At 64.9% G+C, this 22,933-nt stretch carries 15 protein-coding genes; 9 read left to right on the top strand and 6 right to left on the bottom strand.

The features are described from left to right. Positions 1 to 132: 132 nt before the first annotated feature. Together AACW87_RS09290 and AACW87_RS09285 are read right to left on the bottom strand one after the other, a co-directional pair. Positions 133 to 1,062, bottom strand: coding sequence for an electron transfer flavoprotein subunit alpha/FixB family protein (locus tag AACW87_RS09290; protein WP_241324806.1), 930 nt, complete (start codon positions 1,060 to 1,062; stop codon positions 133 to 135). Between the two features lie 94 nt (positions 1,063 to 1,156). Further along, positions 1,157 to 1,909: an electron transfer flavoprotein subunit beta/FixA family protein gene (locus AACW87_RS09285; RefSeq protein WP_241324805.1), complete on the bottom strand. Its 753-nt coding sequence runs from the start codon at positions 1,907 to 1,909 to the stop codon at positions 1,157 to 1,159. A gap of 126 nt (positions 1,910 to 2,035) precedes the next feature. On the opposite strand from AACW87_RS09285, the gene AACW87_RS09280 reads away from it, so the two are divergent. The 3 genes from AACW87_RS09280 (at position 2,036) to AACW87_RS09270 (ending at position 5,835) form a co-directional block, all read left to right on the top strand. Further along, positions 2,036 to 3,685: an electron transfer flavoprotein-ubiquinone oxidoreductase gene (locus AACW87_RS09280; RefSeq protein ID WP_241324804.1), complete on the top strand. Its 1,650-nt coding sequence runs from the start codon at positions 2,036 to 2,038 to the stop codon at positions 3,683 to 3,685. A gap of 588 nt (positions 3,686 to 4,273) precedes the next feature. After that, positions 4,274 to 5,221 carry a magnesium/cobalt transporter CorA gene (corA, locus tag AACW87_RS09275; RefSeq protein WP_011705843.1) on the top strand — a complete coding sequence of 316 codons (948 nt, stop codon included), beginning with the start codon at positions 4,274 to 4,276 and terminating at the stop codon, positions 5,219 to 5,221. A 152-nt stretch (positions 5,222 to 5,373) separates the two neighbouring features. After that, positions 5,374 to 5,835, top strand: a complete 462-nt coding sequence (locus AACW87_RS09270; RefSeq protein WP_042871506.1) for a DUF2919 domain-containing protein — start codon at positions 5,374 to 5,376, stop codon at positions 5,833 to 5,835. Positions 5,836 to 5,850: 15 nt separating this feature from the next. Here the strand turns inward: AACW87_RS09270 and AACW87_RS09265 are convergent, their stop codons facing one another. Then, a complete protein-coding gene (locus tag AACW87_RS09265) occupies positions 5,851 to 6,603 on the bottom strand; it encodes a hypothetical protein (protein ID WP_043555455.1) in 753 nt (250 codons plus the stop codon). A gap of 256 nt (positions 6,604 to 6,859) precedes the next feature. Here AACW87_RS09265 and AACW87_RS09260 point away from each other — a divergent pair, with 256 nt between their 5' ends. The 5 genes from AACW87_RS09260 (at position 6,860) to AACW87_RS09240 (ending at position 13,098) form a co-directional block, all read left to right on the top strand. After that, positions 6,860 to 8,095, top strand: a complete 1,236-nt coding sequence (locus AACW87_RS09260; RefSeq protein WP_241324803.1) for a siderophore amonabactin export MFS transporter — start codon at positions 6,860 to 6,862, stop codon at positions 8,093 to 8,095. Between the two features lie 57 nt (positions 8,096 to 8,152). Beyond that, a complete protein-coding gene (locus AACW87_RS09255; RefSeq protein WP_098984231.1) occupies positions 8,153 to 10,126 on the top strand; it encodes a siderophore amonabactin TonB-dependent receptor in 1,974 nt (657 codons plus the stop codon). Between the two features lie 71 nt (positions 10,127 to 10,197). Further along, the gene (locus AACW87_RS09250) at positions 10,198 to 11,214 is read left to right on the top strand and encodes an amonabactin ABC transporter permease subunit 2 (protein WP_043137052.1); all 1,017 of its coding nucleotides are present in this window, start codon (positions 10,198 to 10,200) and stop codon (positions 11,212 to 11,214) included. 13 nt (positions 11,215 to 11,227) lie between these two features. Beyond that, positions 11,228 to 12,295: an amonabactin ABC transporter permease subunit 1 gene (locus AACW87_RS09245; RefSeq protein WP_241324802.1), complete on the top strand. Its 1,068-nt coding sequence runs from the start codon at positions 11,228 to 11,230 to the stop codon at positions 12,293 to 12,295. Continuing rightward, positions 12,295 to 13,098, top strand: coding sequence for an amonabactin ABC transporter ATP-binding protein (locus tag AACW87_RS09240; RefSeq protein ID WP_043137045.1), 804 nt, complete (start codon positions 12,295 to 12,297; stop codon positions 13,096 to 13,098). Before AACW87_RS09245 ends, AACW87_RS09240 begins: the two co-directional genes overlap by 1 nt. 69 nt (positions 13,099 to 13,167) lie before the next feature. Here the strand turns inward: AACW87_RS09240 and amoD are convergent, their stop codons facing one another. Next, complete coding sequence (gene amoD, locus AACW87_RS09235; protein ID WP_241324801.1) at positions 13,168 to 13,893, bottom strand: amonabactin biosynthesis phosphopantetheinyl transferase AmoD; 726 nt, start codon at positions 13,891 to 13,893, stop codon at positions 13,168 to 13,170. 158 nt (positions 13,894 to 14,051) lie between these two features. Here amoD and AACW87_RS09230 point away from each other — a divergent pair, with 158 nt between their 5' ends. Then, positions 14,052 to 14,996, top strand: coding sequence for an amonabactin ABC transporter substrate-binding protein (locus AACW87_RS09230; protein ID WP_098984234.1), 945 nt, complete (start codon positions 14,052 to 14,054; stop codon positions 14,994 to 14,996). 79 nt (positions 14,997 to 15,075) lie between these two features. Here the strand turns inward: AACW87_RS09230 and AACW87_RS09225 are convergent, their stop codons facing one another. Continuing rightward, positions 15,076 to 16,677 carry an amino acid adenylation domain-containing protein gene (locus AACW87_RS09225; RefSeq protein WP_241324800.1) on the bottom strand — a complete coding sequence of 534 codons (1,602 nt, stop codon included), beginning with the start codon at positions 16,675 to 16,677 and terminating at the stop codon, positions 15,076 to 15,078. After that, complete coding sequence (amoG, locus tag AACW87_RS09220) at positions 16,674 to 22,922, bottom strand: amonabactin biosynthesis non-ribosomal peptide synthetase AmoG (protein WP_241324799.1); 6,249 nt, start codon at positions 22,920 to 22,922, stop codon at positions 16,674 to 16,676. The genes AACW87_RS09225 and amoG overlap by 4 nt, the downstream gene beginning before the upstream one ends. Positions 22,923 to 22,933 lie beyond the last annotated feature (11 nt).

Below are 22,933 nucleotides of genomic sequence, written 5' to 3'. Positions count from 1 at the left end.
CAACCTTTTGTCGCCAGGCCCGGCTCAGGCCATGATGAAAAAAGCCCTGAACGGGTCAGGGCTTGCAGGGAACATGCATGGAAATGGGGAACAGGCCGCATCAATGACAGACAAGGCCCCTTTTCAACAAATTCACAGCTTGGCGGTGAGCTCGGGCAGCAGGGTGAAGAGATCCCCCACCAACCCGTAGTCCGCTACCTGAAAGATGGGGGCCTCGCCATCCTTGTTGATGGCAACGATCACCTTCGACTCCTTCATGCCCGCCAGATGCTGGATGGCACCCGAGATGCCGACTGCGATATAGAGCTCGGGGGCGACCACCTTGCCGGTCTGGCCTACCTGCAGATCGTTGGCCACATAACCCGCATCCACCGCCGCCCGCGACGCCCCGACCGCGCCGCCCAGCTTGTCGGCCAGCGCCTCGATCAGGGCAAACTGCGCCTTGGAGCCAAGCGCCCGTCCGCCGGAGACCACCACCCGCGCCGCCGCAAGCTCGGGTCTGGCAGATCGCACGGCGCGCCGCTCGACCAGCCGGGTGCGGCAGGCCACATCGGCCACCGGCAGCCGCTCGACAACCGCCTGCCCAGCCCCGAATTCGGCCTTGGCAAAGGCGGTCGGCCTGATGGTGAGCACCTTGATGGGAGCGCTGCTCGCCATCCGGGCAACGGCATTGCCCGCGTAGATGGGCCGCAGGAAGGTATCACCGCTCTCTATGCCGGTCACCTCGGAGAGCATCTCGACCCCGAGCCTGGCCGCAACCCGCGGCAGCAGATCCTTGCCCTGGGTGCTGGCCGCCATCAGGCAGTGCTGATAGTCGCGTGCTATGTGGGCGAGCAGGGGATCGACGCCGTCGTTCAGCCCTTCCGCCAGCATGGGATGCTCGGCCAGCAGCACCCTGTCCACCCCTTGCAGGCTGGCGGCCTGTTCACCCGCCTCGGTCAGCCCCTGGCCCAGCAGCAGGAGATGCACCTCGCCGCCAAGCTGGCCCGCCGCCGTGACCAGTTGGGCCACGTTGTCGGCAAGCTTGCCCTGATGATGTTCAGCAATAACCAGTACGCTCATGACAACACCCTATCGTTAGCAACGCGTTTCATCGTGCCACCCCTCATCCCAGCCAGGGGCAGGCACCCAATATGTTTCACCATCATAGGTGCGCTCATGGCAGTACCTTGGCTTCGTGCCTGAGTTTGTCCAGCAGCTCGTCCACCGAGCCAACCCTGACGCCGGCACGGCGCGCGGCTGGCGCCATCACCCCAAGCAGCCGGGTATGGCCGGCGGGTTCGACGCCTAGGGTCGCGAAGGGGGCACTCTCGAGCGGCTTGCGCTTGGCTTTCATTATGTTGGGGAGCGAGGCAAAGCGGGGTTCGTTCAGGCGCAGATCCACGGTCACCACGGCAGGCAGCGGCATGCCGAGGGTCTCCAGGCCGCCGTCGATCTCGCGGGTCACCTGCAGCTCGCCGTCCACCAGCTTGATGGCGGAGGCGAAAGTGGCCAGCGGCCAGTCGGTGAGGGCTGAGAGCATCTGGCCCGCCTGGTTGTTGTCAGAATCGATGGACTGCTTGCCGAGCAGCACCAGATCGGGCTGCTCCAGCTCGCACACCTGTTGCAGGGCGCGTGCCACGGTAAGCGGAGTGAGCGTCTCATCGGTCACATAATGGCGGGCCCGATCCGCCCCCAGCGCCAGGGCATGGCGCAACTGCTCGACCGCCGCCTCAGGCCCGAAGGTCACCACCACCAGCTCGGTCGCGATACCGGCTTCACGCAGCCTCACCCCCTCCTCCACCGCAATTTCACAAAACGGGTTGATCCCCATCTTCACATTGGCGAGCTCCACGTCGGAGCCATCGCTCTTGACCCGGATCTTGACGTTGTAATCCAGTACCCGCTTGATCGCGACCAGCAGCTTCATGACGCGCATCCCTCGCTTCGGTTGAGTGAATCCATTGACGAGCCCTCGCATTTTTTTGCTTACAATTGCTTTACGTTTACGTAAACTACCAGCACTACCCTAGGCCAAGTCAAGCGCAGAGGCAAGATGGAACGCGAAGCAATGGAATTTGATGTCGTCATCGTCGGTGGCGGCCCGGCAGGGCTCAGTGCCGCCATCGCCCTGAAGCAGCACAATGCCGATCTCTCGGTCTGTCTGCTGGAGAAGGGAGCGGAAATCGGCGCTCACCTGCTCTCCGGCGCCCTGTTCGACCCCAAAGCCCTCAAGGAGCTGTTGCCGGACTGCTGGCAGCAGGCGCCCCTTGGCATTCCCGTCAACGATGATCGGGTTCATTTGTTGCAAAACGACAGCCGCGCCCTGCAACTGCCCCACTGGGCCGTGCCGCCGCGCATGCACAACGATGGCAGTCATATCCTCAGCCTGGGCAACCTCTGCCGCTGGCTCGGTCAGCAGGCCGAGCAGCTGGGAGTCGAAATATACCCGGGTTTTACCGCAAGCGAGCTCATCATGGAAGCGGGGCGGGTACGGGGTGTGATCACCGGCGATCTCGGGCTGGACAGAGCCGGCAATCCCAAGGCGGATCACGTGCCCGGCATGACGCTCTATGGCCGCTACACCCTGTTTGCCGAAGGGGCCCGCGGCCATCTGGGCAAGCAGTTGATCGCCGAGTTCAATCTGGAAAGCAGCACCCAGCCACAACATTATGCCATCGGCTTCAAGGAGCTGTGGCAGGTGCCAGCGGATCAGGCCAAGCCGGGCCGGGTGCTCCATGGCAGCGGCTGGCCGCTGGTCGAGCGCCGAGCCAGCAAGAGCCAGGGCGGCTTCTACCTCTATCATATGGAGGGCAATCAGGTGGCGGTCGGGCTCATCGTCGATCTCAACTACAGCAACCCCTGGCTCAGCCCGTTCGACGAGTTCCAGCGCCTCAAGCACCATCCCCTCATCGCACAGACCCTGCAGGGAGGCGAGCGCATCAGCTACGGCGCCCGCGCCATCACCAAGGGCGGCTGGCACTCGCTGCCGCGCATGCACTTTCCCGGTGGTCTGCTGATCGGCTGCGATGCCGGCACACTCGACTTTTCCCGCATCAAGGGCATTCACACCGCCATGAAGTCCGGCATGCTGGCGGCGAAAACCGTCGCCATGACGCTGCGCGGTGGCGATGAGGGTGGCCGGGATCTGGCCGAGTACAGCGATGCGTTGCAACAGAGCTGGCTGGGGCAGGAGCTGAAGACCGCCCGCAACTTCGGCGCCGCCCTGCATCGCTGGGGCCCCTGGCTTGGCGGCGCCTTCAACTGGCTGGAGCAGCGGGGTTCCTCCTTACCCCTGATGGGCTCTTTTACCCTGCTGGACCGGGAGCCGGACTACCGCCAGCTGCGCATGGCCAGCCGCTGCGATCCCATCGATTATCCCAAGCCGGACGGCAGGCTCAGCTTTGACAAGCTCTCTTCTGTTTATCTCGCCAACACCAGTCACGATGAGGATCAGCCCTGCCACCTCAAGTTGCAGGACGCGAGTATCCCTGTGGCCGTCAACCTGCCCACCTGGGCCGAGCCCGCCCAGCGCTACTGTCCGGCCGGGGTGTTCGAGATAGTGGAAAGCGAGAACCAGCCGCGCTTGCAGATCAACGCGGCCAACTGCATTCACTGCAAGACCTGCGACATCAAGGATCCCAGCCAGAACATCATCTGGACGCCGCCGCAGGGAGGTTCGGGCCCCAACTATCCCAATATGTGATGGGACTGCCCATGCAGATCAGCGGCGACACCAAGGATGCGCAGCCCCAGAACATCGTCTGGACACCACCGCAGGGTGGCTCGGGTCCCAACTATCCCAATATGTGACGGGAGGCCCGCAGCGTTACGGAAACAGCAAAGATGAGCCGTCCCAGCACATCGTCTGAACGCCACCGCAGGGTGGCCTATCCCAATATGTGACGGGACTGCCCATGCAGATCAGCGGCGACACCAAGGAAGGAGCCCAGACAGACCACGGTCTGGGCGCCGCCGTTGGGGGCTAGGGGCCCCATTATCCCAATAGGTGAGGCCTATCCCCCCAGACGGGCACCCGGCACCATGCGGCAGTCAACAAGCTGTCACTTTCACGGCCGGATCCGCTGATCCGACCTCGCTGTTTTTTTGAGCGAACAGGCTGAACCTCGGATGAATAGGCCCTGACAAGCGCGCCCCGCCCCTGTATAGTTCGCCGCATTCAGGTTTTCCATCGGCCCGTTTTGCTTGTCCACGGGATCGCTTTCTATGCGATCTAGGCCGCATGACCTGTGCAACCATCCCTGATTACCCATGACTTCTTAAGGGGGGACAGATGATCACCGCCTACATTCTCAATAACAAGGTACTGGACATAGTCACGCTCGGGCCTGACGACATAGTGCCTGACAACACCGTCTGGCTGGATGCCTACAAGCCGGACACGGCGGAGCGAGAATGGTTGACGGGCCTGTTTCTGGAAGAGGTGCCCGACAAGGAAGAGCTGGACGATATCGAAGCATCCGCCCGTTTCTACTGGGATACCGATGGTCTGCACATTCACTCCCTGTTCCCCCAGCGGATCGGCCGTGACACCAAGGGTGTCCACGTCTCCTTTACCCTGCGCAACAACCTGCTGATCAGCATCCGCGAGGATGACATCGGCCTGGTGCGCCTGCTGCGCCACTACATGCGCCAGGACAGGCTGGAGGTGGAGGATGCCCTCGATATCCTGCTGGAGGTGCAGAACCTCAAGGTGGAGTACCTCTCGGATCTCATCGAAGACGGTTACAAGACGTTGGAGAACACTGCCGATCAGATCTTCGAGCCGGATCAGATCAATCCCATGCTCAAGGAGTTGATGGCACAGGAAGAGGCCAACGGCCAGATCCGTCTCTCCCTGCACGATACCCGTCGCGCCCTGCGGTTCCTCAAGCGCAGCCTGCGCCAGCGCATGAGCAACGAGCAGAACAAGTGGATCGACGAGATGCTGCACGATGTGGAGTCGCTGTTGCCCCACACCCAGTTCCTGTTCGACAAGATCAACTTCCAGCTGGAGGCCTCCATGGGGGTGACCAATCTGGAGCAGAACAAGGTGATCAAGATCTTCTCGGTGGCAGCTGTCATCTTCCTGCCGCCGACGCTTATCGCCAGCATCTACGGCATGAACTTCGGGCGCATGCCCGAGCTCGCCTGGGAGTATGGCTATCCGCTCTCGCTGGTGTTGATGGTGATGTCATCGCTCGGCACAGGCCTCTTCTTCAAGCGCAAAGGCTGGCTGTAAACGCCGCCAGAAAGTGCGATAGAAAGAGACGATGGATTGGGGGGCACTGGCCCCCCGATTAATTCGTATCCCCCTGCACGCCTTGCAAAGGGCGCCAGCCTGCCCCATATCCTCTTCATCATTTGCACAACCCAAGCGGATAACGGGCGACCATGACCCTCTACCCCGAACACAGATATGACGATCACGGCCAGTTGCGCCCTCCCCTCTGGTTTTGGCCCATCGCCCTCTTGCTGACCCGCTCGGTCTGGCTGTTTCTGATGGCCGGGGTCACCCGCGAGAGCGGCAGCGAGATCCTGACCCTCTTCTATCCGGACAAGATCAGCCTCTACATCAGCCTGCTGACCGACGTGCCCGCCATGCTGGCGCTGCTCGCCTTTGGCGGCACCTATCAGCAGACCAACAGCGTGCGCGCCTGGCTCAGACGCCACAGCCGCGGCCTCTTGCTCTGCTCCACCGTCAGCGGCCTGCTGATGCAGCTGCACAGCCTCAACCTGCAGAAATGGTCGTTCAGCTGGCCCACCGCCCTGGTGCTGATCGGCAGCCTCTGGGCGCTCTGGTATCTGCTGCGCAGCCGCCAGATCCGCGAATACGCGGCCGATCAACCTCACTGAGCAAACAGGGGTCACTCATTGACGCGTGACCCGGATCTGCAGGGTCTGGCGATCGCTCTGAGAACCGCGGCCTCCCTGCAACTGGGTACCCAGGCTGCTGCCTTGCTGGGCCGAACTGGTGGAAAGCTCCCCCACCGTCAGCCACTGCCCCGGGGCACCGCTCACCTCGGTGGCGTTCTGCCCCGTGCTGATGGTGCCCTGCTCCAGCCTGGCCTGTTCGCTGCTGAGCGCTATCTGCACCCTGTCCCCTATCAGGGTGGCGGTGGCGTAGAGGCCGTTGATGAGCGGCATCAAGCCCACCACCTGACCACCGCGCCACTGATAGAAGGTGACCGGCTGGTAGGAACCCATCTGCAGCAACACGGGCCGCCCCGACAGGCCGCGCACCTGCCAGCTGTCGTTCTGGCTGCGCTGGTATTGCCGGGCATTGCCCTCCAGCAGCCATTGCCGTTTGGCCGCATCACCACCGATACCAGCCTCTATCTGCTGACCGCTTGAGGCGCCATCCACCCGCCATTCGACGAGCAGACTCTGGGGCGGCTGGTTGAGTTTGGCCAGGGTCGCTTCGGCCTCCTGCAACTGGGCCGCACTGCCGCTCAGCACCAGCTGATTGCCCATGGCACTCACCCCGAGATCCGGGTAGATCTCCTTGAGGGTCTGCACCGCCGCCTGGGCCTCAAATACCGGGATCACCTTGACCTCGGCCCGCAGCGGCAGGCACCAGAGCCCGCACAACAACAAGATCCCGCTCCAACGCCACCTTTTCATCTCTCTCTCCTGTCCGGGAGCCCGGCTCACCGTCTCTGCCAGTCTGGCTATCACCATCATGATCCATCTGCCTCGCATTTCAATGACTTTGCACCCCAGGGGCAATGGCGACATGGGCCGGAGCACCCCCCTTGACGGCCTGCGAGCCGAAAGGACGGAGATAGATCAAATAATACAAATAAAAATGATTACCATTTGTTGTCACGAAAAAATCGCTCGGATACAATTCGGACTCATTTTTTCGAGCCAGCCGCTGATGAAGCCTGTTACCGCCACCACCACTCCTGCCATCATCCATCTGGCGATGCTGATCAACATGCTCTCCATGGGCAGCATGATGATGGTGATGCCGCTCGGGCCGGATCTGGTCATCAGCCTCGGCATGCAACCGGAACAGACAGGTTATTTCAGCGGCGGCGCCACCCTGGGCGCGGCCCTGATGGGGCTTATCGCCGCTCCCTGGCTCGATCGCGTCAACCGTAAACCCGCCCTGCTGGTGCTGCTGACCCTGCGTTTCCTGCTGCTGATGGCCTGCGCCCTGGTACAGAACAGCCAGCAACTGCTGATGCTGTTCATTCTGTCAGGCTGCGTGGCCGGGCCGCTGGCCGCCATCCTGATGGCCGCCGTGCTGGACCTGGTGCCGCCGGCCGAACGGGGCCGCCGCCTCGCCTACGTAGGCATGGCCTTCTCGCTGGCCGCCATTTTGGTGGTGCCCATCGCCCTGGTGCTGGCCCAGTGGCTCGGCTGGCAGAGCCCCTTCCTGCTGTTTGGCGCTGGCGGCCTGCTGCTGGCCCTGCTCTGCGCCCGGCTGCTGCCCTCCCTGCCGGTCAGCCGCGCCCCTCACGGCAGCGGCTTGCGCCAGCTGCTGGGCTCGCCGCTCTGCCAGGGCGCCCTGCTCATTCTCTGTTTGCAGATGTTCGGTCACTTCCTGCTGATCCCGCACTTTGCCAACTACTTCCAGTTCAACCTCGCCTTCCCGCGCGAGCAGATCGCCGCCCTCTATCTGTGTGGCGGCCTCGCCAGCATGGCGACCATGCGGCTGTGCGGCAGCTGGATCGATCAGGGCCGGGCGCTGGCAGCCATCCTGATCACCAGCCTGTTGCTGGCGCTGATCACCCTGCTCGGCTTCGCCGCCCCCGTCGGCGTGCCCGTCTACCTGCTGTTTACCCTCTTCATGGCGCTGAGCTCGGCCCGATCCAGCACCACGCTCGCCATCACGGCGGCCATTCCGGCCCCCCATCAGCGCGCCGCCTTCATGTCCTTCCAGGGCACGGTCACCAATGTGGCGGCGGGTCTCGGCAGCCTGCTCTCGGCCAGGTATCTCTTCTCGGACAACACTGGCGCCCTGCACGGCTTTGCGGGGCTCGCCTGGATCAATATCGGCTGTGGCCTGCTGGCCTGCGGCGGTGTCTGGCTCCTGCTCAAGGGGCTGGCGCAGACAAGGAATAACAATAACCCCGAGTCTGGCGCCGCCAGACAAGGAAGTCAGTGAGCTACCGGCCCCAGAGCCGGACCCCATAACCTCTGTTTTATTCATGGAGTTTTGACTATGCAGTTGCAGCCTGGCGTATTTCGCTTGAACCCGATTTTGCTCTCCCTCGGCCTGTTTGCCCTGCCGGGTCTGGCCCAGGCCGAATCGGTCAAGGCCAACGAGACCATGGTGGTCACCGCCACCCAGACCCAGCACACCGAGCTGTCCGCCCCGGCCAGCGTCTCTGTGGTGACCCGCGCCGATCTGGACAAGATGAACGCCAACAACATAGGCGATGCCCTCAAGCATGTGCCGGGTGTCAACATCATAGGTACCAACCCCACGGGCCGCAGCGAGATCAAGATCCGCGGCATGGGCGGCGACTACACACTGCTGCTGATCAACGGCAAACGCGTCAACGCCCGCGAGACCCTGGGCAGCTCCTTTGGCAATGACTTCGACTTGAGCTCCATCCCCATGGCGGCCATAGAGCGCATCGAAGTGATCCGTGGCCCCGTCTCCTCCCTGTACGGTGCCGACGCCCTCGGCGGCGTGGTCAACGTGATCTTGCGCCAGGCCAAGGAGAAGACGGAAGCGGCCTTCGGCTACACCCACACCATGCCCACCAAGGGCGACGGTGGCGATGCCAACCAGGGCAGCGCCTTTGTCTCAGGTGCCCTCATCGACAACAAGCTGCTGGGCAGCGTGGTGGTGGAAGGCTATCAGCGCGACCGCTGGCACAGCGATCAGTCCAACAACCCGGATGCCGATGCGCTGGAAAAACGGGAAGTGGTCAACATGCTCTCCAGCCTGAAGTGGCTGGTCAGCGACAACCAGGATATCGATTTCGATCTGGGCTACAACCAGAACGACATGGACAGCTACTTCAACAACGTGCCCCGTGCCCCGACCGCACCGGCCACCCCGCACAACGTGCAAAAGCTCGATCGCCTGAGCCTGGGGGTCACCCACAACGGCCGTTGGGAGCACTTCGACAGTCGCGCCCGCTACTACTTCGAGCAGACGGACCTGATGGATGACTCCCAGCTCAATGGCGGCGCCGCCGATGTCACCCAGACCAACCACACGGTCGATGGCCAGCTGAGCGGCTATCTGGGGGATCACCTGCTGACCTCGGGCGCCGAGATGCGCAAGACCGAGCTGGAGCACAGCCGCAGCATCACCAACGGCAGCGTGGATGCGAGCCAGAGCGCCCTCTATCTGCAGGACGAATTCAGCCTGGGGGATCTGGCGCTGACCCTCTCCGGCCGCCTCGACCACCACGAAACCTATGGCAACGAGTTCAGCCCGCGCGCCTATGCGCTCTACAAGCTGAGCGACGAGTGGGTGATCAAGGGGGGCGCCGGCAAGGCGTTCAAGGCACCGACCCTGGCCCAGTCCAGCGAAGGCTTCGCCACCACCGCCTGCCGTGGCGCCTGCAAGGTGGTCGGCAACCCGAACCTGAAACCGGAAACCGCCGTCAGCTATGAGCTGGGCACCGCCTACGAGAGCGCTCGCTTCGGCGCCGGTGTGACCGGCTTCCACAACGACATCGAAGATCTGATCCAGAGCGATCAGTGGGGCCCTGGCTACCGTCCGACCGTCATGACCTACCTCAACGTCAAGAAGGCGCGGGTGAAAGGGCTGGAGCTGAACGGCTGGGTTGACGTGCGAGACGACCTCAAGCTGACCGGCAACTGGAGCCTGCTGGATTCCGAAGACAAGAGCACGGGCGAGGATCTGGCCAAGACCCCGGATCACACCGGCAACCTCAGCCTGGATTGGCAAGCCACCGAGATCGTCAGCACCAACCTGGCCTGGCAATACGTGGGCAGCCAGTTCATCAAGGTGCCGATGCACAACTCCCAGGCGCTCAAGTCCAAGCACTACCAGACCCTGGACGTCAACACCAAGTGGAAGGTCACCCCGGCGCTCGACTTCAAACTCGGCATCACCAACCTGACCAACACCCAGCGTGACCAGGTCGCCACCGACGCCGACTTCATCCTGGAAGGTCGCACCGTCTATGCCGGCGTGGATTACAAGCTGTAATCCCCCGTTCGGGAGCCCGGTCCAGGGCTCCCTTTTTCCGTTTTATCGCCTCGACAATAAGGAGTAGCCGGGTGCTCAGACACCAAACACAGCTGTTCTGGCTGGGAGTTGTTCTCCTGTTCCTGCTGATCTGCCTGTCACTGGCCACGGGTGCCGGTGTCTATGGTGGCCGCGAGGTCGCCGGATTTCTGCTGGGCGATCCCGCCCTCATGGCCGATGAAAAGCTCGCCATGATCATTCATACCCTGCGTCTGCCCCGCACCCTGTGTGCCCTGGTGGTGGGCGTCTGTCTCGCGCTGGCGGCCTCCATGCTGCAAAGCGCCACCCGCAATCCGCTGGCCGAGCCCGGCCTGCTCGGCGTCAACGCCGGCGCCGTGTTCGCCCTGGTGATAGGGCTGACCTATTTCGGCGTCGAATCCGCCTACGGTTATCTGCTCTGGTCCGGCATGGGTGCCCTGCTTGGCAACCTCATAGTGCTGGGTCTCGGCCTCATGGTGGGGCGTTCCAATCCGCTCAAGCTCATCCTGGTGGGGGTCGCCCTCTCCGCCACCTTCGGCGGCCTCTCCAACTTCCTGTTGCTCTCCAACAAGGTGGTGCTGGAGCAGTTCCGCTTCTGGAACTTAGGATCACTGGCGGCCTCGGATCTCGACGCCGTGCTCACCGTGGTACCCTTCGCCCTGGCCGGTCTGCTGCTGACCCTGGCCCTGTGCCGCCAGCTCACCCTGATGCAGATGGGAGACAACCAGGCCCAGGCCCTCGGCATACGGCCGACCCGGGTGCGGATCGGTGTGCTGCTGGCCGCCACCCTGTTCACCGCCTGCGCCATCGCCATCGCCGGCCCCATCGGCTTCGTCGGCTTCCTGGCCGCCTACTGCGCCCGTCTGGTGGAGCCGGTACGCCTCGCCATCCAGGTGCGTTTCTCCGCCCTGTTTGGCGTGCTGTTCCTGCTGGGGGCCGACATACTGGCCCGCTGGCTGATCCAGCCGTTCGAGCTGCCCAACGGGGTGATCCTAGCGCTGATCGGTGCCCCCGTGCTCATCATGGTGGTGCGCAGCGGCGGCTTCCGTTCCCTGCTGGCCGTCAAATAAGGTCGCCTGCCTCATGAACAATCCAATGAATACACCGCTGAATGCTTCCCTCCCCTCCGGCACCCTCTGCCTGCGACTGGGTGACCGCACCCTGCTGCTGCACCGCCGTGCCTGGCTGATCACACTGGGGCTCCTGGTGGCTCTGGTGCTGCTCTCCCTGCTGGCGCTGACCCTGGGCTCAAGCAAGCTCACCATGCTGGGGGTAGTGCAGACCCTGCTTGGCGAGGGGAGCCGGCTCGATGAGGTGACTGTCTTCAAGATCCGGCTGCCGCGCATCGTCGCCGTGCTGGTGGCAGGCGCCGCCATGGGCCTCTCCGGCTGCCTGGTGCAGACCCTCATTCGCAACCGCCTCGCCACCCCGGACATGATAGGGGTCAACGAGGGGGCGTCGCTCGCCATCATCGCCTTCTCCCTCTATCTCACCCTGGGCAGCTGGCCCTGGTGGGCCGCGCCCCTCGGCGCCCTGTTTGCCGCCGCCGTGCTCTACGCCCTGTGCAACAAGCCGGGGGAGCAGGGTTATCTGTTCGTGGTGATCGGCATCGGCGTCTCCGAGCTGATGAACGCCATCGGCCAGTTCGTCATGTCCACCCAGTCGCTGGTGCACCTCACCAGCCTCTACCTGTGGAACATGGGCAACTTCGTCGGCCAGGGCTACGGCACAGTCGTGCCTGTGGGGATCCTGATCCTGCTGGTCTGCCCCTGGATCATTTATCTCTCCCGCGCCCTGGGCGTGCTGCGTCTGGGCCCCATCACGGCCCAGAGTCTGGGAGTGAACGTCAACCGGGTGCAGCTCGGCGTACTGGCCCAGGCCATAGTCGTGGCGGCCCTTGGCACCGCCATCGGCGGCCCAGTGGTGTTCATCGCCATGGCGGCCCCCATACTCGCCTCCTGGATGAGCCGGGATCGCATAGTGCCGCTGTGGATCGCCGCCCTCTGCGGCGCCCTGCTGCTGCTGGCGAGCGACACCCTGGTGCGGGTGCTGGCCAGCCCCCATGAGGTCGCCACCGGCATCATGACCCGTATTCTTGGCGGCATACTGCTGCTGTTTATTCTGATCAAAGACAGACAGAGAACCGACTGATGACCCTCACCCTAAATCGCCTCCACTTCGGCTATCAGCAAAAGCCCGTCTTCAACGACATCTCCTTCACCATTCCCAAGGGCAAGCTGGTCGGCATAGTCGGCCCCAATGGCGGTGGCAAATCCACCCTGCTCAAGCTGCTGGCGGGCCAGGAGCAACCCCAATCCGGTGAGATATTGCTCAAGGGCAAACCGCTGGAGAGTTACGGCATGAAGGCGCTGGCCCGGGAGCTCGCCTACCTGCCCCAGCGCCCCCTGGTGCCCGCCGGCATTCAGGTCGAACAGCTGGTGCAGTACGGCCGCCATCCCCATCAGGGCTGGTTCAATCAATGGAGCGAAGAGGATGCCCGCATGGTGCGCTGGGCCTGCGAGCGGATGCAGCTTGGCGACATCTTGGCGCAGAGCGCCAGCTCCCTCTCCGGCGGCCAGGCCCAGCGGGTGTGGCTGGCCATGGTGCTGGCCCAGGATGCAGACATCATATTGCTGGATGAACCCACCAGCGCGCTGGACATAGGCCACCAGACCGAGGTGATGGAGGCCATCCACCAGATCACCGCCGAAGGCAAGACGGTGCTCATCGTCATCCACGATCTCGCCACCGCCGCCCGCTACTGCGACGAGCTGATCGCCATCGGCGAGGGCAAGATCCAGGCCATGGGCCCGGCTCGCGAGGTGGTGACCAAGCCCCTCATCGACCGCCTCTACCAGACGGACGTGGACATACTGCACGCCCCCGGCGATGGCGCCCCCATCATAGTGCCGCGCCGCAGGCCGCACGCCTTTGCCATGCAGCAGCAGGCCTGAACGCAGGATCAAAAAAACCGCCTTGATGGCGGTTTTTTTCTCCCATGACACCGAGCGGCAGAGGCACGTTCAGAGCAGAAGCGTGGTCAGCACGCCTCCCGGCAAGCGTTGCCAGTGCAGGGTGCAGTGCCAGCCGACGGGCAGATCCGGAGTCAGCGCGCTTTTTAGTTCGAGGGTGAGGGTCTGCTCCGTCATGGCCAGCCAGCGGGCATCGAGAAAGTCAAAATAGCGCCCCACCCTGGGGTAGAGCGCCTTGAACAGACTCTCCTTGGCGGAGAACACCAGGGTCAATCCCTGGGCCGGGCCGAGCGGACAGCGTTGCAGCCGCGCCCACTCCTCATCATCCACGATACCGGGCCAGAGCTCGCTCGCCTGCCCATCCTCCAGCCAGGCTTCCAGATCCAGCCCCATACCAGCCTGGGCCGGACGTACCGCGCACAGGGCCATGCCGCGCCCCTGCAACAGACTGTGGCTGATGCTGCCCTCAAACCCCGCAGGCCAGCGTGGCTCGCGGGCCGATCCTATGGCCACCACATGATCACCCAGCCCAAAGCAGTGCAGGGCCTGGCGCGCCGCCAGCCGGCCGGCCAGAAACTCCCCCAGCCGCTTGGGAGCCGCACGCTGCAAGCTGGCGGGCAGCACCATGCCGACCGCGTCGTAACAGGCCGGGGTGAAAGCGGCGGGATCGAAGCAGACCCGCTGCAGCGCAAGTTCCGCAAAACCGGGCAGTGGCAGGCAGTCGGCCTGCAGGATAAAGCTGCCTCGGGATCCGGCAGCCAGGGGAGCGATTGGCATCGAAAAAGCCCTTGGTTCGAGAGCGGCCATGGTAGCAAATCACCCAGTCCAAACACCACAAACGCAAATGACAATTTTTATCATTTGAATTTGTGATAGCATAAGGCCGCCCGTTTGGGGCCCGGTTTTCCGCTGATTTCACCAAGAAGGATGTAACGATGAAGATCTCCTCCCCCCTGGCCGCCGCGCTCATGCTGGCCAGCCTGGTCGGTTTTCAGGCCCAGGCCGGCACCGAGACCCGTCAGGTGACCGATGCCGATGGCAAGACCCAGCTCGTGCCCGCCCAGCCCAAGCGGGTGGTGGTGCTGAGCGAAATCGATCTGGATACGGCCCTGACCCTGGGACTGCAGCCAGTCGGCACGGTCAACGGTCGCGGCCAGGGCACATTGCCCCGTTACCTGCTGACCAAGGCGGGCAAGGATATCGCCGTGGTCGGCGATCTGGACAACCCCAATCTGGAGCGGCTGATCGATCTGGAGCCGGATCTCATCCTCACCGGCCAGACCAAACCCGAGCTGCTGACCCTGCTGCAAGAGATAGCCCCCACAGTGGTCACCGGCAACTGGGGCGATTCCTGGAAGGAGATCTTCAATCGCAGCGCCCACGTGCTGAACCGGGATGCCGAGGGCAAGGCCTTCCTCGCCCAGTATGACGCCCGCCTGCAGGAGGCCCGCAGCAAGCTTGCCAAGCATCAGGGCGAGCGCCTGAGCATAGTGCGCTGGAACCCGAAGGGCCCGAGCTACATGCACGGCGGCACCTTCGCCAGCAGCGTGGTGGAAGAGATGGGGCTGGCCCGTCCGACCCACCAGATCGGCGACAAGACCCCCCACTCCCCGGCCCTGAGTCTGGAGTCCCTCAACCTGCTGGACGGTGACTGGCTGGTGATAGGCACCCTGAGCGCCAGCGGTGATGCGGTGGATGCCATGAAGCAGGCCGAGCAGACCCCGGCCTTCCAGCAACTGAACGCCATCAAGGGCAAGCGCTTTGGCGCCGTGGACGGCTCGCTGTGGACCTCCACCGGCGGCCCCCAGGCGGCCCTCAAGGTGATCGACGACGTCGAGCAGCTGCTCGCCAAACCGGACGCGGCCCCCATCACCCAATAAGCCCGCGCTCATAGGACAGCCAAAAAGAAGCCCGCATCATGCGGGCTTCTTTGTTTATCAAGGCACTCGGACAGAGAGCTTACTCGGGTAACGGCAGCGCCTTTCTATCCAATTTCCCGCTGCCTGTCTTGGGCAGGGCATCGAGCAGGAGGATCCGCGCCGGCACCATGTAGTGCGGCAGCGTGGCCTGCAACCCCTTGCGCAGGGCGAGGCGATTGAGGATCACCTCGGCCTTGGCCTCCACGTAGCCCACCAGCATGGCCTCGTCCCCCTCACCGACCAGGCGCACCGCAGCCTCCTGCACCCCGGGTTGACGGCGAAGGCCCGCCTCCACCTCCCCGAGCTCGATGCGAAAACCGCGCAGCTTGACCTGATCGTCGCGCCTTCCCAGATAGAGGAAGCGATCCGCCCCCAGTCGGCGCACCCGATCGCCGGTGCGATAGAGGCGATGGGCATCAACCCGCAGGAAGGCCGCCGCCGTCAGCCCGGGCTTGCGCCAGTAGCCTTCACACAGGGCCGGGCTCTCGATGCACAGCTCGCCGCACTCCCCCTCAGATACCGGCAACCCCGCCTCGTCCAGCACCCAGTGGCGGTAGCCGGGCAGGCTGTGGCTGATGGTGATCTGCCCCTCAGCCGGTGGCCAGCGCACCTCGCTCACCAGGGACCAGACGGTGGCCTCGGTCGGCCCGTAGCAGTTCCACAGCCGCTGGGTACGACTGCAAAGCTGCTCGGCCAATCCCGAGTCCAGCGCCTCGCCGCCACACAGGGCTGTGAGGCGCTCGCGCCCCTGCCAGCCCGCTTTGAGCAGCATGCGCCAGCAGGCCGGGGTGGCCTGCAGCCAGTTGATGGAAGGATCCGCCTCGAGCAGCGCCATCATTCCCAGCGGATCCTTGTTGTGCTCGCCGCCGGCCACCGTCAAGCGGCCCCCGCCCCAGAGCGGCCCCAGCATCTCCAGCAAGGAGATGTCGAAGGCCGGGGTGGTGATAAAGAGCCAATGGCAGTTAGGTGATAACCCGAGCCGCTCGCGGATCCCGTCGAGGAAGCAGAGCAGGGCCCGCCGGCTGATGACCACCCCCTTGGGCTCGCCGGTAGAGCCCGAGGTGAACATCATGTAGGCCGTCAGCGCATCGTCCACATTGGGCCACTGCACAGCCGCACTCCCCGCGTGACCGGGACAGGCGAGGGAGCGCAGCGGGCAGCCGAAGATCGGCACCTCCCGATCTCCATCGCAGATCACCGCCGAGAGCCGGGCCTGACGGGCGATACCCTGCAGCCGCTCCACCGGGAAATCCGGCTCGAGCGGCACAAAGGTGAGGCCGAGCCGCAGGCAGGCGAGCAGGCTGGCCACCAGATCCGGTCCTCGCGCCAGATAGAGGCCGACCCGCTCTCCCACCGCCAGCCCCTGCAGGCGGGCGGCGATCTGACCGACCCGCAGGCTGAGCTCGCCATAGTTGAGCCAGGCGCCGGGGCCGGCCTCGCCCGTGCCGTGCTCACTCATGCCTTGCTCACTCATACCGACCCCGTCCATGCCGATGGCGGGGGCCAGCGGGGTGGCGGCGAGGCAATAGGCCAGGCGCGAGCCCAGGGTCTGTTCGGTTGCCAGCCCGCCTTGCGGAGGGCTCAACTCCCGATGGGCTTTCGGTTTGGCGGGAGCCTGGCCAATCTGGGTCAGAACCGTCATAGCACCTCCTCGGGCAGTCGCACCAGCCAGTGCTGATAGAGCCGGCTGGGGGATGAATGGGCCTTGAGATCCCGCAGAGTGAGCGGCGCACGCTCGCCGGCGAAGGCGGCATTGAGGGCCGCCAGCAGGGCGAGCTGCTGCACCGAATCCACCCCGAGTTCACACAGGGTCTGTTGCCAGACGCCGGGCACGCCGCACTGGCGCTCCCACAGGGCCACCAGCGGACGGGCCGCGGGCGGGCAGGACTCAGCGACGGGCGCCGCGACGCGCGCGGCCATGGGGACAAGCAGGCTCATCTCATCGGGTCTGGCCGGCAGCGCAAGGCTCGCCCCCGCCAGCCAGCCGAGCTCGGCCAGCCAGGCAGCCAGCACGGCTTCGGCCTTCGCCATGGGGATCAGATCCCCGTCGAACTCGAGGCGCAGATTGAGCCGGCCGCCGCGGGCGTTCACCACCAGGGAGAGCGGCAGTTCCACCTTCTCCACCACGGCGCCAAAGCGCGGCACCAGCTGATGGGGCTCCGGCTCCTCCGGCAGCGCCGGCACAGGGTAGTTCTCGAACACGAACAGGCTCTGGAACAGGCGCGCCCTGCCTTGCGTCAGCGCCGCGAGCGACTGGGTGCCGTGCTCGTTGAGTGCCATCGAGTCCGACTGCAGCCTGCCTATATGCTCGGCCAGGGTCGCCTCGGTGCGCCAATCCAGGATGAGCGGCAGGCTGTTGATATAGAGGCCGACGCTCTGGGTGATCCCCTCGATGGGGAAATCCCGGCCCGGCGTCACGTTGCCCACCAAGGTGATGTCGTCGCCACAACGGCGGGCCAGCAACCGATGCCAGGCGTATTGGGCCAGCAAGCCCGTGGTCACCCCCAGCTCGCGGGCACGGGTCTCCAGTTGAGCCGACACCTGCGGCGCCAGGGTCTGGCCGCACACCGCAGGCCTGTGCTGCGTCAGCTGCGGCTCCAGCGCCACCCCGAACAGACGGGAGAGATCGTTGGGTCGGGCCAGCAACTCGGCGCGTCCCTGCCAGTAGGCCTCGCTGGCGCAGGTTTGGCTCGCGATATGGCGGCCAAATTCGAGCCAGGCCCCATCCGCTTCGGCTTGCGGCAGCAGGCCGTTCATCAGGGCTTGGTAGCAGCGATGCAGGGAGCCCAGCAGCACTGGGCCGCTCCAGCCATCCAGCACGCCATGGTGGGCGCTGAAGATGACCTTGTGGTGATCGGGCGCCAGTTTGAAGCAGGCGACCCGCAACAAGGGAGCCTGATCAAGCGGGATCGGGCGGGCCAGATCCTGCTGGCGATAGGTTGCGATGCGCGCCTCTGCCTGCTCATCCCCCACCAGATCCTGATGGTGGAACGGCAGCTCGGCATGGCGCAGTATGCGCTGCAGCGCCACCCCATCCGCCAGCACCAGCTCGCTGCGCAAGGCCGGCCAGCGGGCGATCTGCGCCTGCCAGGCCTGGCGATAGACGGCCAGGTCCAGTGGCTGGCGGTACTCCATCTCGGTCTGCAGGTGGTAAGCCGTGTCACGAGGCGCCAGCGCCCTGTGATAGAGCATGCTCTGCTGCAGCGAGGTCATGGGCAGCAGTGTCTCCACCTCGCACCCGCTCAGCACCTGGTCGAGCGCCGCTTGCGAGAGGCCAAGCCCCGGGAAGTCGCTCGGGGTGTGGCGCGGGGCGCTCACCCCACAGCAGTGATCCACCAGGGCACGCAGGTTGGCCGCCAATCTCACCATCAGGGCGTCGCTCCCTTGCTGGTTGAGGGCACCGACCTGGCGCAGGGTGAGGCATCCGTCATAGACGCCCCCGTGCAGGCTGATGAGCTCCCGCGGCAGGTTGTCCGGTGAGGAGGGCGCCCCCGGCGCCATGGGCAGGGGTTGCCAGGGCTGACCTGCAACGCCCTGATGGCTGACCCCCAGGTAGTTGAAGACAATGAGGGCTTCGGGCAGCTCCCAACCACGGGGATGGTGCAGACGCAGGGCGTTGAAGCCTACCCCCTTGTCCGGCACGGCCCGCAACCGCTCCTTGGTGGCACACACCAGCGCATCCCACTCTGGCTCATCGGCCAGCGCCAGCGGATAGGTGCTGGTGAACCAACCCAGGGTGCGGCTCACATCGAGTTCAGCATCGATGGCCTCACGGCCGTGCCCTTCCAGCATCACGCAGTGGCGTGCGCCATAACCCAGCTCGCTCAGGGTGCGGGTCAGGGCGGCCAGCAACAGATCGGGTACCCGGGTGAAGAAGGCCTGGTTGGCCGGGTCTATCAAGCGGGCCGTGGTCTCCTTGTCCAGTTGCAGCAGGCTGGCGGCGGCGCGGCCATCTTCGGCGCGTTCGGCCTCCAGCAGGCCTTGCTGGCTGCCCTCCCCCTGGGCCAGCCAGAACGCCAGTTGATCCTCTTCGCGCAGGGCGTAGGCGGCCAGCCCTTCGCCCCACTGGCGATAGCTGCTGCCCTTGGCGGGCAGGGGCTCGCCCCTGCTCACCCGGGCGAGATCCTCGGCCAGAATGCGCCAGGAGACGGCATCGATGACTAGATGGTGGAAGGCGAGGAAGAGCCCCTCCACAGGATCGGCCTCACCCTCTATGGCCAGGTTGCGCAGGCGGGCCCAGGCCAGGGTGTGGCCGCTGGCGGGATCGAGATCCCCCTGCAGCTCGGTCAGGCGGGCCTGCAGTTCAGCCCCGCCGAGTGTTCCTGCATCCAGGGTCGGCAGCGGCGGCAGCGCCAGCTCGGGCAGGTAGCGCTGACCGGTTGGGGTCACCGCCAGACGCAGGGCGTCGTGGTGCTGGCGCAGGGTAGTCAGCCAGCCATGCAAGGCAGCATCATCCACCCCGGCAGGCAGGCGCAGTATCACCCCCTGGTTCCAGTGGCCGGGCTTGGCGAAGCCCTGCTCGAAGAACCAGTGCTGGATGGGATGGAGCGGGAAGTCGCCGACCAGGTTGCCCTGTTCGGTCTGGTGACTGACCGCCTGCTGCTGGCCGAGCTGGCGGCAGAGACGGCGCACCGTCTTGGCCTCGAACACGTCCTTCACGCTGCAGTGCAGCCCCGCATCCCGCAACCGGGTGGTGAGCTGGATGCTGAGGATGGAATCGCCCCCCAAGCGGAAGAAGTCATCCTCCACCCCGAGGGACTGCTTGAGCACCCCCTGCCAGATGGCGAGCACGGTCTGCTCCAGCTCGCTCTGCGGCTCGCTCTTGCTCTCCTGCCAGTCAATGGCAGGCAGGCGGCGCAGGTCCAGCTTGCCGTTGGGGGTGAGCGGCATCTCGGAAAGCCAACAGAGCTTCACCGGCACCATGTATTCGGGCAGCTGTTCACCGGCCCGTTGCAGCAGGGCCTCGGCGTCCGGCTCGCTCGCCCCCGCTTGCAGGCAGGCGTACGCCAGCAGACGACCCTCCTGCACCACCACCTTGATCTGGCGGATGGCCGGGCACAGCGCGGCGACTTGCGTCTCTATCTCGCCGGGCTCGATGCGATAGCCCCGCAGCTTGATCTGCTCGTCAAGCCGGCCCAGATATTGGACCTTGCCGTCGCGGCGCAGCAGGGCCCGATCGCCTGTGCGATAGAGGCGATAGGTGCGGCCATCGGCGCTGTCATCAAACCTGAGCTCGACGAAGGCCTCCTGGGTGCGCTCAGGCAGATTGAGGTAGCCGCGGGCCAGGCCGAGGCCGGCCAGGCAGAGCTCACCGGGCACCCCCACGGGGCAGGGGTTGCCCCCTTCGTCCAGGATCAGCGCTTTTAAATTGCTGATGGGCTGGCCTATGGTGATGGGCGCGCCCGGCACCAGCCGCGCGCAGAGCGCAGTGACTGTGCTCTCGGTCGGGCCGTACATGTTGTAGAGCTCGACCCTGTCACCCCAGCGCTCCACCAGGCTGCTCGGGCACGCCTCGCCGCCGAAGCCGATGGCCTTGAGGGAGCCGAGATCCGCCGGTGGCAGCAGGTTCGCGAGCAGGGCGGTCGGCAAAATCATATGGCTGGCACCGCGCTCGATCGCGGCGCTGATCACCCCCTCCCCCGGCTCGCCGAAGTGCAGGGCCGCGCCGCAGTAGAGCGGCAGCAAGGTGGTCATGTTGCCCGCATCGAACGACAGAGACATGCAGTTGAACATGGCGCCGTCCTGATCAAGGGCGATGCGCTCTGCATGATCCGCCATCAGGTTGACCAGGCTGCCCTGCTCCACCATGACCCCCTTGGGCAAGCCGGTAGATCCCGAGGTGTAGATGATCTGGGCCAGCGTGGCGGCGTCCCGAGGCAGTGCCGGCGTGCTGGTTGGCATCTTGTCCAGCGCCAGCCGATGCAGATCGTGGTAACCGGCATCTGTGCCCATGATGGCCTCGGCGAGCCGCGCATCCGGCTCTCCCCCCAGCACCAGCCCAATGCTGGCGTCGCTCAGGATATGGGCCAGCCGCTCGGCGGGATAGGCGGGGTCGAGCGGCACATAGGCCGCCCCCGCCTTCCAGCAGGCGAGCAGGGCGATGACGAAGGCCACATCCCGTTTGGCCTGGATGCCGATGGCGGTGCCCGGCGTCACGCCGCGAGCCTGCAGCCAGTGGGCCAGCCGGTTGGCACGGGCCTCCAGCTCGCCATAAGACAGAGCGTTCGCACCGTCGCTGACCGCCAGCGCACCCGGGAACTGAACGGCGCGGCGCTCAATGTGGCAGAGCAGGGTGTCGCGGCTCGGGTAATCCAGAGGCAGGCTGGCAAGCTCGGCGGCGAGCGCCGTCTGGTCTGTGCCCGCCTCCAGCGGCAGTTGCCAGATCTCGGTCTCGGGGGCCGCTACCACGGCGCGCATCAGGTGCAGCAGCCTGTCCGCATAACTTTCAATCGTTTCCCGCTCGAACAGGGCGGTGGCGAACAGCCAGTCCACCCTGACGGAGTCCATCAGCTCGGTCACCTTGACCGAGATGTCGGTCTTGGCGGGCAGCACGGGGGAGGTCTCCTCCACCAGCTGGCAGCCGGGGATGAGATCGTTGAAATCCACCTTGGCCTGATAGACCAGCATGATCTGGAAGATGGGGTTGATGGCGGTGGTGCGATCGGCGCCTATGGCCTCGGCCAGCGCCTCGAAGCGGTAGAGCTGGTGATCGAAAGCCGCCAGATCCTCCTCCCGGCACTGCTGCAGATAGTCGACAAAGCTGGGGCGCCCTGCCAGCTGTGTTCTCAGCACCAGGGTATTGACGAAGAAGCCCACCAGGGACTCTATCTCGTGGCGCTCGCGATACGCCAGCGGCGTGCCTATGACGACTTCCTTCTCCCCGCTCTGGCGCACCATCAGCAGGGCGAACAGGGCGTGCAGGCCGATGAAATTGGAGGTGCTGTGGCGCTGACAGAGGCGCTTGAAACTCTCCCATAGCTCGTTGTCTATGGTAGAGAAGACCAGCTCGCCGCCGCTGTCCTGATGGGCCGGGCGCGGCTTGTCGAGCGGCAGACCGTGAACCTCGGGGCTGCCACCGAGGCGGTCGACCCAGAACGGTTTGAACTCGGCGTGATAATCCAGAAAACGCGGAGAGTTGAACCAGTGGGCGTAGTCGAGGTAGGTGAGCGGCAACTCGGGCACGCTCAAGGGCGCACGGTTCTGATGAGCCAGGAAGGCACGCTTCAAGTCGGCAAACATATTCTTGACCGACCAGCCGTCCGAGATGATGTGGTGCTGGGTGATCAGCAGCACGTGCTCATGGCTCCCCAACCGGATGAGGTGCACCCGGCTCAAGTCCCCTTGGGTCAGGGAGAAGGGGCGCCCTATCTCTTCGCGCACCCGCCGCGCCACATAGGCTTCACGCTCGGCTTCGGGCTCTGCACTCACATCCTCTATCTGCAGCTTGAAGGGCGCGTGGGGCAGGATCTCCTGGGCTCCCCTGCCCGCCTCGTCCTTGACGAAACGGGTGCGCATGCTGGGGTGGCGCGCAAACAGGTGATCGAAAGCAAACTCCAGGGCGGCTGTGTCCAGCTCGCCGCTCACCCGAAAATAGACCGGCATGTTGTAGAGGTGGGAGGCCTCCTCGTACTGCTCGATAAACCAGAGCCCGCTCTGGGACGACGAGAGCGGCCCCTGCAGGGCGCCCTGGGCGACGATAGGCGCCTCGAAGGCGGTGCGGGCCGCCAGACAGCGCACCAGCTCGTCCTTGTGCGCCTTGATGAGGGCGCCGATGGCGGGGGTCACCGCCTCCTTGCTCGACTGGGAGATGAGCTGGCCCTTGTCATTCAGGGCCAGCTTGACTCCCTGGCGCTCCAGCTGCTGGAGCAACGCAATCATGTTGTTCATAAGTTATCTCA

This window comes from Aeromonas sp. MR7 (assembly GCF_963899385.1).
Classification (GTDB): domain Bacteria; phylum Pseudomonadota; class Gammaproteobacteria; order Enterobacterales; family Aeromonadaceae; genus Aeromonas; species Aeromonas bestiarum.
This window is presented reverse-complemented; position numbering and strand designations above follow the sequence as displayed.

What these genes read in the sequence shown, in the direction of transcription:
- AACW87_RS09290 (WP_241324806.1), bottom strand. Translation starts at nt 1,062, where the DNA reads ATGAGCGTACTGGTTATTGCTGAACATCATCAGGGCAAGCTTGCCGAC.
- AACW87_RS09285 (WP_241324805.1), bottom strand. Translation starts at nt 1,909, where the DNA reads ATGAAGCTGCTGGTCGCGATCAAGCGGGTACTGGATTACAACGTCAAG.
- AACW87_RS09280 (WP_241324804.1), top strand. Translation starts at nt 2,036, where the DNA reads ATGGAACGCGAAGCAATGGAATTTGATGTCGTCATCGTCGGTGGCGGC.
- corA (WP_011705843.1), top strand. Translation starts at nt 4,274, where the DNA reads ATGATCACCGCCTACATTCTCAATAACAAGGTACTGGACATAGTCACG.
- AACW87_RS09270 (WP_042871506.1), top strand. Translation starts at nt 5,374, where the DNA reads ATGACCCTCTACCCCGAACACAGATATGACGATCACGGCCAGTTGCGC.
- AACW87_RS09265 (WP_043555455.1), bottom strand. Translation starts at nt 6,603, where the DNA reads ATGAAAAGGTGGCGTTGGAGCGGGATCTTGTTGTTGTGCGGGCTCTGG.
- AACW87_RS09260 (WP_241324803.1), top strand. Translation starts at nt 6,860, where the DNA reads ATGAAGCCTGTTACCGCCACCACCACTCCTGCCATCATCCATCTGGCG.
- AACW87_RS09255 (WP_098984231.1), top strand. Translation starts at nt 8,153, where the DNA reads ATGCAGTTGCAGCCTGGCGTATTTCGCTTGAACCCGATTTTGCTCTCC.
- AACW87_RS09245 (WP_241324802.1), top strand. Translation starts at nt 11,228, where the DNA reads ATGAACAATCCAATGAATACACCGCTGAATGCTTCCCTCCCCTCCGGC.
- AACW87_RS09240 (WP_043137045.1), top strand. Translation starts at nt 12,295, where the DNA reads ATGACCCTCACCCTAAATCGCCTCCACTTCGGCTATCAGCAAAAGCCC.
- amoD (WP_241324801.1), bottom strand. Translation starts at nt 13,893, where the DNA reads ATGCCAATCGCTCCCCTGGCTGCCGGATCCCGAGGCAGCTTTATCCTG.
- AACW87_RS09230 (WP_098984234.1), top strand. Translation starts at nt 14,052, where the DNA reads ATGAAGATCTCCTCCCCCCTGGCCGCCGCGCTCATGCTGGCCAGCCTG.
- AACW87_RS09225 (WP_241324800.1), bottom strand. Translation starts at nt 16,677, where the DNA reads ATGACGGTTCTGACCCAGATTGGCCAGGCTCCCGCCAAACCGAAAGCC.
- amoG (WP_241324799.1), bottom strand. Translation starts at nt 22,922, where the DNA reads ATGAACAACATGATTGCGTTGCTCCAGCAGCTGGAGCGCCAGGGAGTC.